Here is a 14,113-nt window from a genome sequence, read left to right on the forward strand (position 1 = left end):
CTAGCCTGGAGCACTCGATGTCACACAATAATTTTCTTTCTGATGCCCGTCTGGCCGACTACGACACAGCCCTTGCCTCGGCAATCGCTGAAGAAACGTCGCGCCAAGAAGCCCATATCGAGCTGATCGCCTCGGAAAACTACACAAGCCAAGTGGTGATGGAAGCCCAGGGCACGCAGTTGACCAACAAGTACGCCGAAGGCTACCCGGGCAAGCGCTACTACGGCGGCTGCGAGTTCGTCGACAAGGTCGAAGCACTCGCCATCGAGCGCGCCTGCAGCCTGTTCGGCGCCAACTACGCCAATGTGCAGCCGCACTCCGGCGCCCAAGCCAACGCGGCGGTCTTCATGGCGCTGGTCAAGCCTGGCGACACCATTCTAGGCATGAGCCTGGCCCACGGCGGCCACCTGACCCATGGTGCGGCGCCCAACTTCTCCGGCAAGCACTACAACGCCATCCAGTATGGCCTGGTCGAGGGTACCGGCGAGATCGACTATGAAGAAGTCGAGCGTCTGGCCCGCGAGCACCAGCCGAAAATGATCATCGCCGGCTTCTCGGCCTATTCCCGCGTGGTCGACTGGCGCCGTTTTCGCACCATCGCTGACGAAGTAGGCGCTTATTTGATGGTCGACATGGCCCACGTGGCGGGTCTGGTCGCCGCGGGCCTCTACCCAAGCCCCCTGCCCCACGCCCACGTGGTGACCACCACGACCCACAAGACACTGCGCGGCCCGCGCGGTGGCCTGATTCTCTCCGCCGAGGGCGACGAGGCGCTCAACAAAAAATTCAACGGCGCGGTCTTCCCGGGCCAGCAGGGCGGCCCGCTCATGCACGTCATCGCCGCCAAGGCCGTGGCGTTCAAGGAAGCGATGAACCAGGACTTCGTCAACTACCAGCGCCAGGTCATCATCAACGCCCAGGCCATGGCGCGGGTGTTCGTCGAGCGCGGCTTCGACGTGGTCTCCGGCGGCACCGATGACCACCTCTTTTTGGTCTCGCTGATCAAACAGGGCGTGACCGGAAAAGACGCCGACGCCGCGCTTGGCCGCGCGCACATCACGGTCAACAAGAACAGCGTGCCCAACGACCCGCAAAGCCCGTTCGTCACGTCGGGGCTGCGCATTGGCACCCCGGCGGTGACCACCCGCGGCATGAATGAAGCCGACTGCGAACACCTGGCCGGCTGGATCTGCGACATTCTCGACGTGCTTGCCGATCAAAAAGATACCACTGAGGTAGAGAACCAGGTGCGCGACAACGTCTCTGAGCTGTGCGCCCGCCATCCGGTGTACGGCCAAGCCCAGAGCGAGCAGACCACCGAAAGCGCCACTTCCATCGCTTAACGATCGCCGCCGGCGGGCTTTCCGGCGCCGATTCAGGAGAGATTTATGCAACGTTATTCCGGCTTCGGATTGGTCAAACATGCGCTCGGCCATCACGAGAACTGGGAGCGCCAGTGGCGCAATCCCGAGCCCAAAAAACGCTATGACGTGATCATCGTCGGCGGCGGCGGCCACGGCTTGGCAACCGCCTACTACCTGGCCAAGGAGTTCGGCGTCAAGAACGTCGCCGTGGTCGAAAAAGGCTGGCTGGGCGGCGGCAACACCGCGCGCAACACCACCATCGTGCGCTCCAACTACCTGTGGGACGAAGCCGCCAGGCTTTACAACCACTCCCTCGACTTGTGGAAAGGCCTTTCCCAGGATTTGAACTACAACGTCATGTTCTCCCAGCGCGGCGTATTGAACCTGGGTCACACCCTGCAGGACATGCGCGACATTCAGCGCCGCGTCCACGCCAACCGTTTGAACGGCGTGGATAGCGAAGTGGTGACCCCGGGCCAGATCAAGGAGATCGAGCCGGAACTGGATATCTCCCACCGCGGGCGCTACCCCATCATGGGCGCCTCCTGGCAGAAAAGCGCCGGCGTTGCCCGCCACGACGCGGTGGCCTGGGGCTACGCCCGCGCCGCCGACGCCCTGGGCGTGGATCTTCTCCAGAACACCGAAGTCACCGGCTTCAAAATTCGCGACGGCAAGGTGCTGGGCGTGCACACCAACCGCGGCGACATCGAGGCGAGCACCGTGGGCTGCGTGGCAGCGGGTAACTCCGGGGTGCTGGCCAATATGGCAGGCATCAAGCTGCCGCTTGAGTCCCACCCGCTACAGGCGCTCGTCTCCGAGCCGCTCAAGCCGGTGCTCAACACCGTCACCATGTCGAATCACGTACACGGTTACGTTAGCCAGTCCGACAAGGGCGATTTGGTCATCGGCGCGGGTATCGACGGCTACGTGGGCTATGGCCAGCGCGGCAGCTACCCGACCATCGAGCACACCCTGCAGGCCATCGTCGAGATGTTTCCGATGTTCTCGCGGGTGCGCATGAACCGCCAGTGGGGCGGCATCGTCGATACCTGCCCGGACGCCTGCCCGATTCTTTCGAAAACGAAGGTGAAGGGGCTTTATTTCAACTGCGGCTGGGGCACCGGCGGCTTCAAGGCCACCCCCGGCTCCGGCCACGTGTTTGCGGCAAGCCTGGCCAAGGGTGAAATGCACCCGATCGCCGCGCCTTTCTCCATCGACCGCTTCCATACCGGCGCGTTGATCGACGAACACGGCGCCGCCGGCGTTGCGCACTGAGGAGAGCTTTCATGTTTTATATCTTATGCCCCTACTGCCAGGAGCACCGCGAGGAGGAGGAGTTTCATCCCCGCGGCCAGGCTCACCTGATGCGCCCTGCTGATCCGGAGAACACCACCGACGAAGAGTGGGGCGACTATCTGTTCTTTCGCGATAACCCACGCGGTATTCACCATGAAATGTGGGTGCACTCGGTGGGCTGTCGCAAGTTTTTCAACATCACCCGCAACACGGTGACCTACGAAATCCTCGAGACCTACCCGATGGGCGAGCAGCCGACCATCACCGCCGAGTCCGAAAAAGTACGCAAGGAAGAGGGTGTACAAACCGCCGATGGCGGCTGGCAAACCGTCGGCGCGCAGCCCGAAACAAAGGCCCTGAACGAGGAGGCTTCGTCATGACGCAGACCAATCGTATCGATGCCGGCGGTCGTGTCGATCGCTCCCAGGTGCTCGAGTTCACCTTCAACGGCCAGCGCTACCACGGCCTCAAGGGCGACACGCTTGCCTCGGCCTTGCTCGCCAACGGCGTGGATATCGTCAACCGCAGCTTCAAGTATTCGCGGGCCCGCGGCATCGTGGCCGCCGGCGCCGAGGAGCCCAACGCCGTGGTCCAGCTCGGCGCCCGGGACGACACCCAGGTGCCCAACGTACGCGCGACTCAGCAGGCGCTTTATAAAGGCCTAACGGCGCGCAGCACCAACGGCTGGCCCAACGTCCAACGCGACGTGATGAGCTGGGTCGGCCGCCTGGGGGGTGGTTTCATGCCGCCAGGCTTTTACTACAAGACCTTCATGGCCCCGGCCTCCATGTGGATGACCTACGAAAAGTACATCCGCAAGGGCGCGGGCCTTGGCCGGGCGCCGACCGAGTCCGACCCGGACATCTACGATCACATGCACCACCACTGCGACGTGATGGTCGTGGGCGCCGGCCCTGCCGGGCTAACGGCGGCACTGACCGCCGCCCGCGCCGGCGCCCGGGTGATTCTCTGCGACGAGCAGGAAGAGATGGGCGGCTCGCTTTTGGATAGCCGCGAAACGCTGGGTGGCATTTCCGCCACGCGCTGGGTCGAGGCGACCGTGAAAGAGCTTGCCGGGCTCGACAACGTCACGCTACTGCCCCGCACGACCGCCAACGGCTACCACGACCACAACTTCGTGACGCTCCACGAGCGTCGCACCGAGCACCTGGCGGACACCGCTCGCGAAGCCGGCTTCCCCGGTGAGTCCCGCGCGCGGCTGCATCGCGTGCGTGCCACCCAGGTGGTACTGGCGAGCGGCACCCACGAGCGCCCGCTGGTGTTCGCCAACAACGACCTGCCCGGCATCATGCTCGCGGGTGCGGTATCAACCTATATTCGCCGCTACGCCGTGGTGCCGGGTAAGAAACTGGTGCTCTCGACCAGCAACGACCACGCCTACCGCGCCGCGCTCGATTGGAAGGAGGCCGGCCGCGAGGTCGTCGCCATCGTCGACGCCCGCGCCAATCCGGACGGCGACCTGGTCCGCCAAGCCCGGGACAGCGGCATTCGCGTGATTACCGGAAGCTGCGTCGTCGAAGCGCGCGGCAATCAGCGCGTCACCGGCGCGCGCGTTTGCGCCATCGATTTGGAGCGCTTCGTGGTCACCGGTAAAACCGAAGATCTCGAGTGCGACACCATCGCAAGCTCCGGCGGCTATAGCCCGGTGGTGCATCTCTCCTCGCACACCGGCACTCGGTCGGTATGGAACGACGAGCTTTTAGGCTTCGTGCCCGGCGAAGTAAAAGGCATGGTCTCGGTAGGCGGCGTGGCCGGCCACTTCGCGCTCACCGAGACGCTGGCCAACAGCACTCGCGCCGGCCAACAAGCGGCCCTGGCAAGCGGCTTCGACGACGCCCAAGCGATCGCACTGCCCGAAACGCAGCCCCGGCGCGACGGTTTGGGCTGCGCACTTTACCAGGTACCGCATGAGAAGAGCGCGCTGCGCGCGCCCAAGCAGTTCGTCGATTTGCAAAACGACGTGACCGCCGCCGGTATCGAAGTCGCCACCCGGGAAGGCTTCGAGTCCATCGAGCACGTCAAGCGCTACACCGCGCTGGGCTTTGGTACCGACCAGGGCAAGCTTGGCAACATCAACGGCATGGCCATCGCCGCGCGCTGCCTGGACCGCTCGATTCCGGAAGTGGGCACCACGGTGTTCCGCCCCAACTACACGCCGATCACCTTCGGCGCCATCGTCGGCCGCCACTGCAACGAGCTTTTCGACCCGAAACGCTACACTGCGATGCACGAGTGGCATCTGGAAAACGGCGCCGAGTTCGAGGACGTCGGCCAGTGGAAGCGCCCCTGGTACTTTCCCAAAAAACGCCGCGCAGACGGTAACGAGCGCATGGAGACCATGCACGAGGCGGTCGCCCGGGAGTGCCTGGCGGTGCGCGAAGGCGTGGGGATTCTAGATGCCTCGACGCTTGGCAAGATCGACATTCAGGGCCCGGACGCCCGCGAATTCCTGGGCCGCGTTTACACCAACAAGTGGGCCAAGCTCGACGTCGGCCGCGTGCGCTACGGCTTGATGTGTAAAGAAGACGGCATGCTGATGGACGACGGCACCACCAGCTGCCTGGGCGACAACCACTTCCTGATGACCACCACCACCGGCGGTGCGGCGGGCGTGATGGAGTGGCTGGAGCTTTGGCACCAGACCGAGTGGCCGGAACTACAGGTCTACTTCAACTCGGTGACCGACCACTGGGCGACCATGACCGTGACCGGGCCGGACGCGCGCAAGCTGATGGCGGAAGTCACCGATATCGATCTGGATAAAGAGCAGTTCAAGTTCATGGACTGGAAGGAAGGCAACGTGGCCGGTGTCCCGGCGCGGGTGTTCCGGATCTCGTTTACCGGGGAGCTTGCTTACGAGATCAACGTTCAGGCCAACTACGCCCTGCACGTCTGGAAAAAGCTCTTCGAGCACGGCGAGAAGTTCGATCTGACGCCCTACGGCACCGAAACCATGCACGTGCTGCGCGCCGAAAAAGGCCTGATCATCGTCGGCCAGGACACCGACGGCTCGGTGACCCCGGAAGATTTGGGCATGCAGTGGGCAATCGGCTACGACAAACCCTTCCCCTGGATCGGCAAGCGCGCGCTGAGCCGCCCGGACACCATCCGCGGCGACCGCAAACAGTTCGTCGGCCTGAAGCCCAAAGACCCAAGCGTGGTACTCGAAGAGGGCGCGCAGATCGTGTTCGATGGTACGCAAAGCATTCCCATGGCGATGAAGGGCCACGTCACGTCGAGCTACTACAGCCCGTCATTGGGCCACGGCTTCGCCCTGGCCGTGGTGGTCGAAGGCCGCGAGCGCATGGGCCAGACCGTCTACCTGCCCATGACCGACGGCACGATGCACGAGGCCGAAATCGTAAGCCCCGTCTTCATCGACCCGAAAGGAGAGCGTCAGCATGTCTAACGCGAGCGTATCGAACGTGCAGGAGTTCAACACCGTGCCTGACGGCAACCCAGCGGTCGAGTCGCCGCTGGCCTGGAGCTACCAGCAGCAAGCGACGCCGGAGGCGCGCCAAGCGTCGCCGGGTGTGGTGCTGCGCGAAAAAGCCCTAATGGGCCATCTGGTGCTGCGCGGTGGCGCTATCGTGCTGGACGAGGCGGTGCGCCAGGTGCTGGGGCTGAGTCTTCCCGCCAAACCCAACACCGTGACACAGGACGAAAGCGGCGAACGCTCGATTCAGTGGATCTCGCCGGACGAGTGGCTGGTGATCGTGCCCGGCGGCGAAGAGTTCGCCCTTGAGCGTTCCCTGCGCGACACCCTGGGGGATGCCCACTTCAGCATCGTCAACGTCAGCGGCGGCCAAACGCTGCTCACCTTGAGCGGCCCGAACGCGCGCGAAGTGCTGATGAAATCGATCTCCTTCGATGTTCACCCCAGCGCCTTCCCGGTGGGCAAGGGCGTCACCACGGTATTCGCCAAGGCGAGCGTGGTGCTGCGCCGCTCGTCTGACACCGAGTGGGAGCTGGTGCTCAGGCGAAGCTTTGCCGACTACTGCTACCGCTGGCTGCTCGATGCAGCGAAAGAGTACGGGATCGACACACAATAACAAACACTTCGGCCGGCCCCGCCGGCCACCCCTGACTGTGGATGAATGAGACGCGCCATGAGCCGAATGACGGATACCTGGATTATCACCGCCCAATGCCCCAGTATTCTGGGGACGGTCGATGTCGTGACCCGCTTCTTAAAGGAGCAACACTGCTACATTACCGAGCTGAGCTCCTTCGATGATCGGCTCGGCGAGCGTTTCTTCATTCGCGCGGAGTTTCGCCCGGAGCGCGAGCCGTTCAACGAGCAGGCGTTCCTGGAGGATTTCACGTCCCGCGCTGACGCGTTCGAGATGGCCTTCGAGCTGACGCCGCCGGCCAAGCGCACCGGGACGGTCATTCTGGTCTCCAAGGCGGACCACTGCCTGAACGATCTGCTCTACCGTTACCGCACCGGGCAGTTGCCGCTGGATATCCGGGCGATCATCTCCAATCATCCGGATTTAGAAGCGCTGGCCGACTGGCACGACCTGCCTTACCATTACTTACCCATCACCCCGGACACCAAGGCCGACCAGGAAGCCCAAGTGCTCGATATCATCGAAGAAACCGGTGCGGAGCTGGTGATTCTGGCACGCTACATGCAAGTACTTTCGCCACGCATGTGCGAGCTGCTCGACGGACGGGCGATCAACATTCACCATTCGCTTTTGCCGGGATTCAAGGGCGCCAAACCCTACCACCAGGCCTACGACAAGGGGGTGAAGCTCGTCGGCGCCACCGCCCACTACATCAATAACGACCTGGACGAAGGCCCGATCATCGCCCAGGGCGTCGAGCCGGTGGACCACGCGCACTACCCGGAGGACCTGGTGGCCAAGGGGCGCGATATCGAATGCCTGACGCTCGCCCGCGCTATTGGCTATCACCTCGAGCGGCGCGTGTTCTTGCACAACGGCCGCACCGTGGTGTTCGGTAACTAGTACCGCCTGGCCTTTGCGGCCCACGTGATGGGCACAGCACAACAACAATGAAATCTGCTTGCCGAGTAGCGCGTGCGACGGCGCGGCATCACTGCGCGCCGCGTGTCCTATACTCAGTGAGCGGGCTTTATACTCTCAATTCAGAGGTCTCCCATGCCTATCAGTGTCTTCGATCTTTTCAAGATTGGCGTCGGTCCATCCAGCTCGCACACGGTCGGCCCCATGATGGCGGCCTTCAAGTTTGCCAAGGCCGTGGACGAGGGCCAGATGCTCGGCCAGGTCAGCCGTCTGGAAGTACATCTTTACGGCTCGCTCTCGGCCACGGGCATCGGCCACGCCACCGACCACGCCATCATCATGGGCCTACTCGGCGAGCGCCCGGACACGATCGACCCGGCGATCATCGGCCCAGCCATCAGCGCGCTCAAAGAGACCCAGCGCCTGTCATTTTATCGCCAGCAGGACGTGGCCTTCGTGTGGGATCGGGATTTGGTGTTTCACGAGGAAAGCCTGCCCCACCACCCCAACGCCATGAAGCTCTGCGCGTTTGCCGAAGACGGCAGTACGCTACTCGAAAACACCTACTACTCGGTGGGCGGCGGCTTCGTGGTCGACCAAAGCCAGGTCGACGCCAAACTCGAAGACATGGACACCGCCGAGATCCCCTTCGACTTCAACTCCGCCGAAGAGCTGCTGGCGCTTTGCAAGCGCGAAAACATGAGCGTCAGCCAGTTGATGATGGCCAACGAAAAAACCTGGCGGCCCGAGCAGGCGGTGCGCGACGAGCTTTGGCGCATTTGGCAGGTGATGTGCGAGTGCGTCGACAACGGGCTGACCCACGAAGGCGTGCTGCCCGGGGGGCTCAACGTCAAACGCCGCGCCAAACTTCTACATCAACGCCTGTCGGCCGCCGAACAGGACCCCTGCCTGATCGCGACCACCTTCTCCGCCATGGAGTGGGTCAACATCTTTGCGCTGGCCGTGAACGAAGAGAACGCCGCCGGCGGGCGCATGGTGACCGCCCCCACCAATGGTGCTGCGGGCATCATCCCGGCGGTGCTGCACTACTACATGAAGTTTCAGGCGGGCTCAAGCGAGCGCAACGTTGTGGACTTTCTACTCGCTGCCGGCGCCATCGGTATTCTGTGCAAGAAAAATGCCTCGATTTCTGGGGCCGAGGTGGGCTGCCAGGGCGAGGTCGGCTCCGCCTGCGCCATGGCTGCCGCGGGGCTGGCCGAGGTGATGGGCGCCACGCCGGAGCAGGTCGAGCACGCCGCGGAAATCGGCCTGGAGCACAACCTGGGGCTCACCTGCGACCCGGTAGGCGGCCTCGTTCAGGTGCCCTGCATCGAGCGCAACGCCATCGCCACCGTCAAGGCGATCAACGCCGCGCAAATGGCCCTACGTGGCGACGGCAGCCATTTCATCTCGCTGGATAAAGTGATCCGCACCATGCGCGACACCGGCCGCGACATGCTCGACAAGTACAAGGAGACCTCCAAGGGGGGGCTGGCGGTGAATGCGATCGAGTGTTGACACGGGAAACGGGCTTGTTCCGATACAAAGCCCAGGCCTTGCCTGGGCTTTGTTGTATCAAGCAGACTCGAAAAAGTCGCTACTCCAGCGGCTCGTAAGGTAACCCCACGTAGTTCTCGGCAATCGTCGTCAAACCGGCTCGAGAGCTGGTTACGTAATCGAGCTCCGCTAGCTGCATGCGGCTGTTGAAATCCTCTTCATCAGAGAAGTTATGCAGCATCGAGGTCATCCACCAGGAGAAACGCTCGGCTTTCCAGATGCGCTTTAGGCACGTTTGCGAATAGCGCTCGATCAGATCCGTGCGGCCATCGTGATAGACCTTCACCATCAGCCGGTAAAGCGTATTCACGTCGCTGGCGGCCAGGTTCAGCCCCTTGGCGCCGGTGGGTGGGACGATATGCGCGGCGTCGCCCACCAGAAACAGCTTGCCGTACTGCATGGGCTCGACCACGTAGCTGCGCAGCGGCGCGATGCTCTTTTCGATCGAGGGGCCGGTCACAAGCTGTTCGGCCACCTCGTCGGGCAAACGGCGCTTGAGCTCCTCCCAAAAACGCTCGTCCGACCAGTCTTCGACTTTTTCATCCAGCGGCACCTGCAGGTAGTAACGGCTGCGGGTCGCGGAGCGCATACTGCATAGGCTGAAACCGCGTGGGTGGCGGGCGTAGATCAGCTCATCGGAGACCGGCGGCGTATCCGATAACATGCCGAGCCAGCCAAACGGGTAAACCTTTTCGAACTCGGTCAGGCGGTCTTCGGGAATGGCCTGGCGGGAAACGCCGTGATAGCCATCGCACCCGGCGATATAGTCGCAGTCGAGCCGCACGGTTTCGCCGTTGTGTTCGAAGGTTAAATAGGGCGAGTCGCTTTCCAGATCGAAAGGCTCGACGTTTTGGGCTTCATAAAGCGTCGTGGCACCCGCCGCCTCGCGGGCCTGCATCAAATCGCGGGTCACTTCGGTCTGCCCGTAGACCATCACCTGACTGCCGCCGGTCAACTCATCCAGCGCGACGCGCACGCGGCGGTTATCGAAGGCCAGCTCGAAACCGTCGTGAGGCATGCCCTCCTGGTCCATGCGCTCCTCAACGCCGGCTTCGCGCAGCAAATCCACCATACCCTGCTCGAGTACGCCCGCCCGTATACGGCCAAGCACGTACTCGCCGCTGCGCCGCTCGACGATCACATTGTCGATACCCTGGCGATGCAGTAATTGTCCCAGCAGCAGCCCGGCAGGGCCGGCACCGATAATCGCAACCTGTGTCTTCATGGGGGGAGGCCTCATCGTCATTATTATCAAGCGAAACATCTGGCTTGTATTTTTGACCGATAAAGGCACTAAAATAAGGCAGAATATCGAGAGTCTCTTGGACTTTTCACGTATCCATGACCCACCTTGGTCGAACACGGTGATTGCCGCCCGATGACACAGCGCCCGATCGTCCCCGTCTTCAAGCTATACGGCGAAACCGAGCACTGGCCGACGCCGGACTTGCTGCACTGTGAATCCATTGCCGAGCGCAGCCGCTTGCACGATTGGCGTATTCGCCCACACCGGCACGCCGATCTCGTGCATATCCTGTTGATCAAGCGGGGCAGCGTAGCGCTGGAGCTGGAGGGCGCCCATCACCACTTCCAGGATATGGGCACGATCGTAGTACCGGCCATGACGATTCACGGTTTTCGTTTCTCTGCTGACGTGGAGGGCGACATCATTACCCTCGCCAAACCGTTGGCCGAGCACCTTTCCCGCGCCCTGGAAGGGAGCAGAGTACTGTCGAAGGCGGGGTTTTATCGTTTGGAAGGCGCCAGCAACCAGCAGCAGATCGCCACGCTGGTCGGCCAAATCAGTCAGGAGTACGATCGACCGGCGCCGGGGCGTCGTCAGCTACTGGAGATATTAGCGCAGGCGCTGGCGATCGAGCTGGAGCGCCTCACACTGCCTGAAAAGACAAGCATCAAAAGCCGCCGTTCCCAGCGAAGCGAGAAAGGGCGTCAGCACTTCGAGCGTTTTCAGGCATTGGTCGAAACACACTACCGCCAGCAACCCAGCATCGCTATGCTGGCAGACCAGCTAGGCATGAGCAGCGCCCACCTCAATTTGACGTGTCGCAAACAAGCGGGGCTCAGCGCGCTGCAACTCCTGCACGAGCGCGTGTTATTGGAAGCCAAGCGGCAACTTACCTACACTAACATGACGGTTGCCGAAATCGCCGATAGCCTGGGGTTCTCCGAGCCGGCGTACTTTACGCGCTTTTTCAAGCGCAATACGGCGCAGGCCCCGCGCGAATTTCGCCAGCGGCAAACGCACCTGTTAACGCACTAGCGGGGTAGATCGATCAACCGGCCGTCGGCGCTGCGAACGTAGCTCCCCCGATTAACGTCATTATCCAAGATTTCAATGAAGAAAAAATTACAGCGCTTCATCTTTCCCGAAAGACCGTCCTGGTACCTTGTACGCGACACCCAGCATGCCCGCTTGCTAAGCCTTGGCGAGCTGCAGCCCATGCCACAGCTCGATGCGCAGAGCAGCAGTCGCTTTTATGCCCAACCGCAGTCGAGCACCCTGTTCAAGCTGGTGGGCGACAAGTACTCCCCCCGGCAGAATTTCTGGCGCTGGCTGGGGCGCGATATCCTCTCCAAGCGCTTGGCGGGTTCCTACGATGCTCACAAGGAGTTCAAAAGCCGCCGGGTCCTCAAAAAGCTGGGCCAGCGCACGGTGGACGTGCGCTGTTACGGCGTAGCGCTCAACTTTCTGAACCCGCTGGGGTCACTCTATGCGATGGAGTACATGAATAATTGCACACCGGGCAGCGCCTATTTCGAAGCGCAGGATGAGCAGGGGCGCCACGCGTTTATCGAATCCCTCGGCCAGCAGGTCGCTCAACTTGCCCAGGCGGGCTATTACCATCGTGACCTGCACATCGATAATTTACTGGTCGACAGCGAGCACCATTTGATCTGGATCGATACCCATATCAAGGCGCTGCCGTCCTCGACGAGCAAACGGGCCAAACTGCTCGAGCACATGCTCGAGCATAACCGCATCGAGGGCGCTGCGTATCGAGCCGAGCTCAGCGCTCGGCTCGCGCCCTATTTCCAGGGCGCGCTTTGAGAGACTAGAGCAGGAAAAACGTGCTCAAGACGGGGAATGCGATCAAAAGCGCCAGGCGGATGAAGTCCGAGACGATAAACGGCGCTACGCCCTTGAAGATTTCCCCTAATCTTACGTGGGGGGCCATGGCCTTGATGACGAACACATTCATCCCGACCGGCGGGGTGATCAACCCAAGCTCCACGGTCAACACGGTAATAATCCCGAACCAAACCGGATCGATACCCAGTGCCTGAATAATGGGATACACCACGGGCACCGTGATCACCAGCATGGCGATCGAATCCATGAACATGCCCAGTACGAAATAGAGCAGCAGGATACAGAGCACGATCGCGATGGGTGCCAGATCCACGCCCATCAAAAAATCGCTGATCGAGAAAGAGATCCGCGAGACCGAGATGAAATAACCCAGCGTCTCGGCACCCACCAGCATGAAGAACACGACCGCCGAAAGCGCCAGCGTCTCTTGCAGGCTTCGCCATAAACCGACCAGGCGCATCCCTTTATAGAAAGCGTACAGAAGCGTGGCGAAGGCCCCCACGCTTGCGCCTTCGGTCGGAGTAAAAAGACCGAAATAAATCCCCAGAATCATCACCAAAAACACGGCGAAGAAAGGCAGCAGTCCGGAGATCGAGCCCAGCTTCGCCCGCCAGGTGGTCGGCTCGCCGGCTACCGCCAGCTGGGGGCGCAGGCGCATCACCACCGTCACCGTCAGGGCGTACATCACAAGCCCCATCAGACCGGGAATGAGCCCGGCCATGAACATGTCACCAACGGACTGCTCGGTTAAAATTGCGTAGATCAGCAGGGCAATGCTGGGCGGAATCATGATCCCCAGGGTGCCGCCAGCGGCAAGAGCGCCGGTCGCCAGGCCCCGGTTATAACCATAGCGTTCCATTTCCGGCAGGGCCACCCGGGTCATGGTGCTCGCCGTGGCAAGCGACGAACCGGAAATGGCCGAAAATACCCCGCACGACCCCACCGCGGCGATCGCCAGGCCCCCTTTCCAGCCCCCGCAGATCGTGCGCGTGGCATCGAAAAGCTTGCCCGCCATGCCCGAATGCGCGGCCAGTACGCCCATCAAGATGAACATGGGCACGGCACTGAAGCTGTAGTTCGAAAGCACTTCGATAGGCACGGTCTTCAACTGCGCGATGGCGGCGTCCCAGCTAATGATCCACGCAAAGCCGCCCACCCCGATCACCAGCATGGTCAACGCGACGGGCACCCGCAGCACCATAAGAACCAGTAGTAGCCCAAGGCCAATGGCCCCGATCATTTCACTCCCCATTGGCAACGTCTCCCTCAGCGCCAAAGAGCGCACCCAGCAAAGCATGCAGGGCGCTGCGAATACCCAGCATCAGGCTCATGGCGGCCGCGGCGTAATAAATGGGCCCCATGGGCAGGCGTAAATCCTGGGTTACCTCTCCGTGTCGCGACGCCGCGGCCGCCGAATCCAAAAGCCCGGTGAACAGCACCAGCCCCAAGGCGGCAAAGCCGAACAGATAAACGCCATGGAGCCGGTTTTTCATCCAGGCGGGCAAACGGTGTGAAAATGCCTCGACCACGACCTGGCTTTTTTCGACGTTGGCGGCCATGGCGGCCAGCAAGGAGCACAGCATGAGATAGCTCACAAGCTCCACACTACCGCTGACACGCAGCGCGAACGCGCCGTCCGTCAACCGGTAAAGATAGCGTGTGCTGACATCCGCAATCGTGACCATCAGCAGCGCCACCAGGGCGATCCCGGCAATGACACGGCATAACAGGGCCAGCCCATGGCTGGCCCTTTCCAGGGAAGTCTGCAT

Annotated in this window: 12 protein-coding genes; 9 read left to right on the plus strand and 3 right to left on the minus strand. The window is 62.0% G+C overall.

Annotated elements, in window-relative coordinates; genetic code table 11:
• The first annotated feature begins 17 nt into the window (after positions 1–17).
• The 7 genes from glyA to ACWHRL_RS17575 all read left to right on the plus strand — a co-directional run bounded on the left by glyA (position 18) and on the right by ACWHRL_RS17575 (position 9,193).
• Complete coding sequence (gene glyA, locus ACWHRL_RS17545) at positions 18–1,343, plus strand: serine hydroxymethyltransferase (RefSeq protein ID WP_447894669.1); 1,326 nt, start codon at positions 18–20, stop codon at positions 1,341–1,343.
• Positions 1,344–1,388: 45 nt separating this feature from the next.
• Positions 1,389–2,639 (plus strand): sarcosine oxidase subunit beta family protein, encoded by a 1,251-nt coding sequence (locus ACWHRL_RS17550; RefSeq protein WP_447894670.1) that lies wholly within the window; start codon positions 1,389–1,391, stop codon positions 2,637–2,639.
• Between the two features lie 11 nt (positions 2,640–2,650).
• On the plus strand, positions 2,651–3,040 hold the full coding sequence (locus tag ACWHRL_RS17555) for a sarcosine oxidase subunit delta (protein WP_447894671.1): 390 nt from the start codon (positions 2,651–2,653) through the stop codon (positions 3,038–3,040).
• Positions 3,037–6,090: a sarcosine oxidase subunit alpha family protein gene (locus ACWHRL_RS17560; RefSeq protein WP_447894672.1), complete on the plus strand. Its 3,054-nt coding sequence runs from the start codon at positions 3,037–3,039 to the stop codon at positions 6,088–6,090. The genes ACWHRL_RS17555 and ACWHRL_RS17560 overlap by 4 nt, the downstream gene beginning before the upstream one ends.
• Positions 6,083–6,733 (plus strand): sarcosine oxidase subunit gamma, encoded by a 651-nt coding sequence (locus ACWHRL_RS17565; RefSeq protein WP_447530357.1) that lies wholly within the window; start codon positions 6,083–6,085, stop codon positions 6,731–6,733. The genes ACWHRL_RS17560 and ACWHRL_RS17565 overlap by 8 nt, the downstream gene beginning before the upstream one ends.
• A 57-nt stretch (positions 6,734–6,790) precedes the next feature.
• Positions 6,791–7,657, plus strand: a complete 867-nt coding sequence (purU, locus tag ACWHRL_RS17570; protein WP_447894673.1) for a formyltetrahydrofolate deformylase — start codon at positions 6,791–6,793, stop codon at positions 7,655–7,657.
• Positions 7,658–7,810: 153 nt separating this feature from the next.
• Entirely contained in the window at positions 7,811–9,193 is a 1,383-nt protein-coding gene (locus tag ACWHRL_RS17575; RefSeq protein WP_447894674.1) for an L-serine ammonia-lyase, read from the plus strand.
• Between the two features lie 79 nt (positions 9,194–9,272).
• Here ACWHRL_RS17575 and pobA read toward each other — a convergent pair whose 3' ends face one another.
• Positions 9,273–10,457, minus strand: a complete 1,185-nt coding sequence (pobA, locus tag ACWHRL_RS17580) for a 4-hydroxybenzoate 3-monooxygenase (protein WP_447894675.1) — start codon at positions 10,455–10,457, stop codon at positions 9,273–9,275.
• Between the two features lie 153 nt (positions 10,458–10,610).
• Here pobA and ACWHRL_RS17585 point away from each other — a divergent pair, with 153 nt between their 5' ends.
• Together ACWHRL_RS17585 and ACWHRL_RS17590 are read left to right on the plus strand one after the other, a co-directional pair.
• Positions 10,611–11,513: a helix-turn-helix domain-containing protein gene (locus ACWHRL_RS17585; RefSeq protein WP_447894676.1), complete on the plus strand. Its 903-nt coding sequence runs from the start codon at positions 10,611–10,613 to the stop codon at positions 11,511–11,513.
• A gap of 75 nt (positions 11,514–11,588) precedes the next feature.
• Positions 11,589–12,302 carry a lipopolysaccharide kinase InaA family protein gene (locus ACWHRL_RS17590; RefSeq protein WP_447894677.1) on the plus strand — a complete coding sequence of 238 codons (714 nt, stop codon included), beginning with the start codon at positions 11,589–11,591 and terminating at the stop codon, positions 12,300–12,302.
• 4 nt (positions 12,303–12,306) lie between these two features.
• Here ACWHRL_RS17590 and ACWHRL_RS17595 read toward each other — a convergent pair whose 3' ends face one another.
• Together ACWHRL_RS17595 and ACWHRL_RS17600 are read right to left on the minus strand one after the other, a co-directional pair.
• Positions 12,307–13,596, minus strand: coding sequence for a TRAP transporter large permease (locus tag ACWHRL_RS17595; RefSeq protein ID WP_447530363.1), 1,290 nt, complete (start codon positions 13,594–13,596; stop codon positions 12,307–12,309).
• Complete coding sequence (locus ACWHRL_RS17600) at positions 13,586–14,113, minus strand: TRAP transporter small permease (RefSeq protein WP_447530364.1); 528 nt, start codon at positions 14,111–14,113, stop codon at positions 13,586–13,588. Before ACWHRL_RS17600 ends, ACWHRL_RS17595 begins: the two co-directional genes overlap by 11 nt.

Source organism: Vreelandella sp. GE22, assembly GCF_968212445.1.

Excerpts from the sequence above, each read along its gene's own strand:
- glyA (WP_447894669.1), top strand. The coding sequence starts at position 18 with ATGTCACACAATAATTTTCTTTCTGATGCCCGTCTGGCCGACTACGAC.
- ACWHRL_RS17550 (WP_447894670.1), top strand. The coding sequence starts at position 1,389 with ATGCAACGTTATTCCGGCTTCGGATTGGTCAAACATGCGCTCGGCCAT.
- ACWHRL_RS17555 (WP_447894671.1), top strand. The coding sequence starts at position 2,651 with ATGTTTTATATCTTATGCCCCTACTGCCAGGAGCACCGCGAGGAGGAG.
- ACWHRL_RS17560 (WP_447894672.1), top strand. The coding sequence starts at position 3,037 with ATGACGCAGACCAATCGTATCGATGCCGGCGGTCGTGTCGATCGCTCC.
- ACWHRL_RS17565 (WP_447530357.1), top strand. The coding sequence starts at position 6,083 with ATGTCTAACGCGAGCGTATCGAACGTGCAGGAGTTCAACACCGTGCCT.
- purU (WP_447894673.1), top strand. The coding sequence starts at position 6,791 with ATGAGCCGAATGACGGATACCTGGATTATCACCGCCCAATGCCCCAGT.
- ACWHRL_RS17575 (WP_447894674.1), top strand. The coding sequence starts at position 7,811 with ATGCCTATCAGTGTCTTCGATCTTTTCAAGATTGGCGTCGGTCCATCC.
- pobA (WP_447894675.1), bottom strand. The coding sequence starts at position 10,457 with ATGAAGACACAGGTTGCGATTATCGGTGCCGGCCCTGCCGGGCTGCTG.
- ACWHRL_RS17585 (WP_447894676.1), top strand. The coding sequence starts at position 10,611 with ATGACACAGCGCCCGATCGTCCCCGTCTTCAAGCTATACGGCGAAACC.
- ACWHRL_RS17590 (WP_447894677.1), top strand. The coding sequence starts at position 11,589 with ATGAAGAAAAAATTACAGCGCTTCATCTTTCCCGAAAGACCGTCCTGG.
- ACWHRL_RS17595 (WP_447530363.1), bottom strand. The coding sequence starts at position 13,596 with ATGGGGAGTGAAATGATCGGGGCCATTGGCCTTGGGCTACTACTGGTT.
- ACWHRL_RS17600 (WP_447530364.1), bottom strand. The coding sequence starts at position 14,113 with ATGCAGACTTCCCTGGAAAGGGCCAGCCATGGGCTGGCCCTGTTATGC.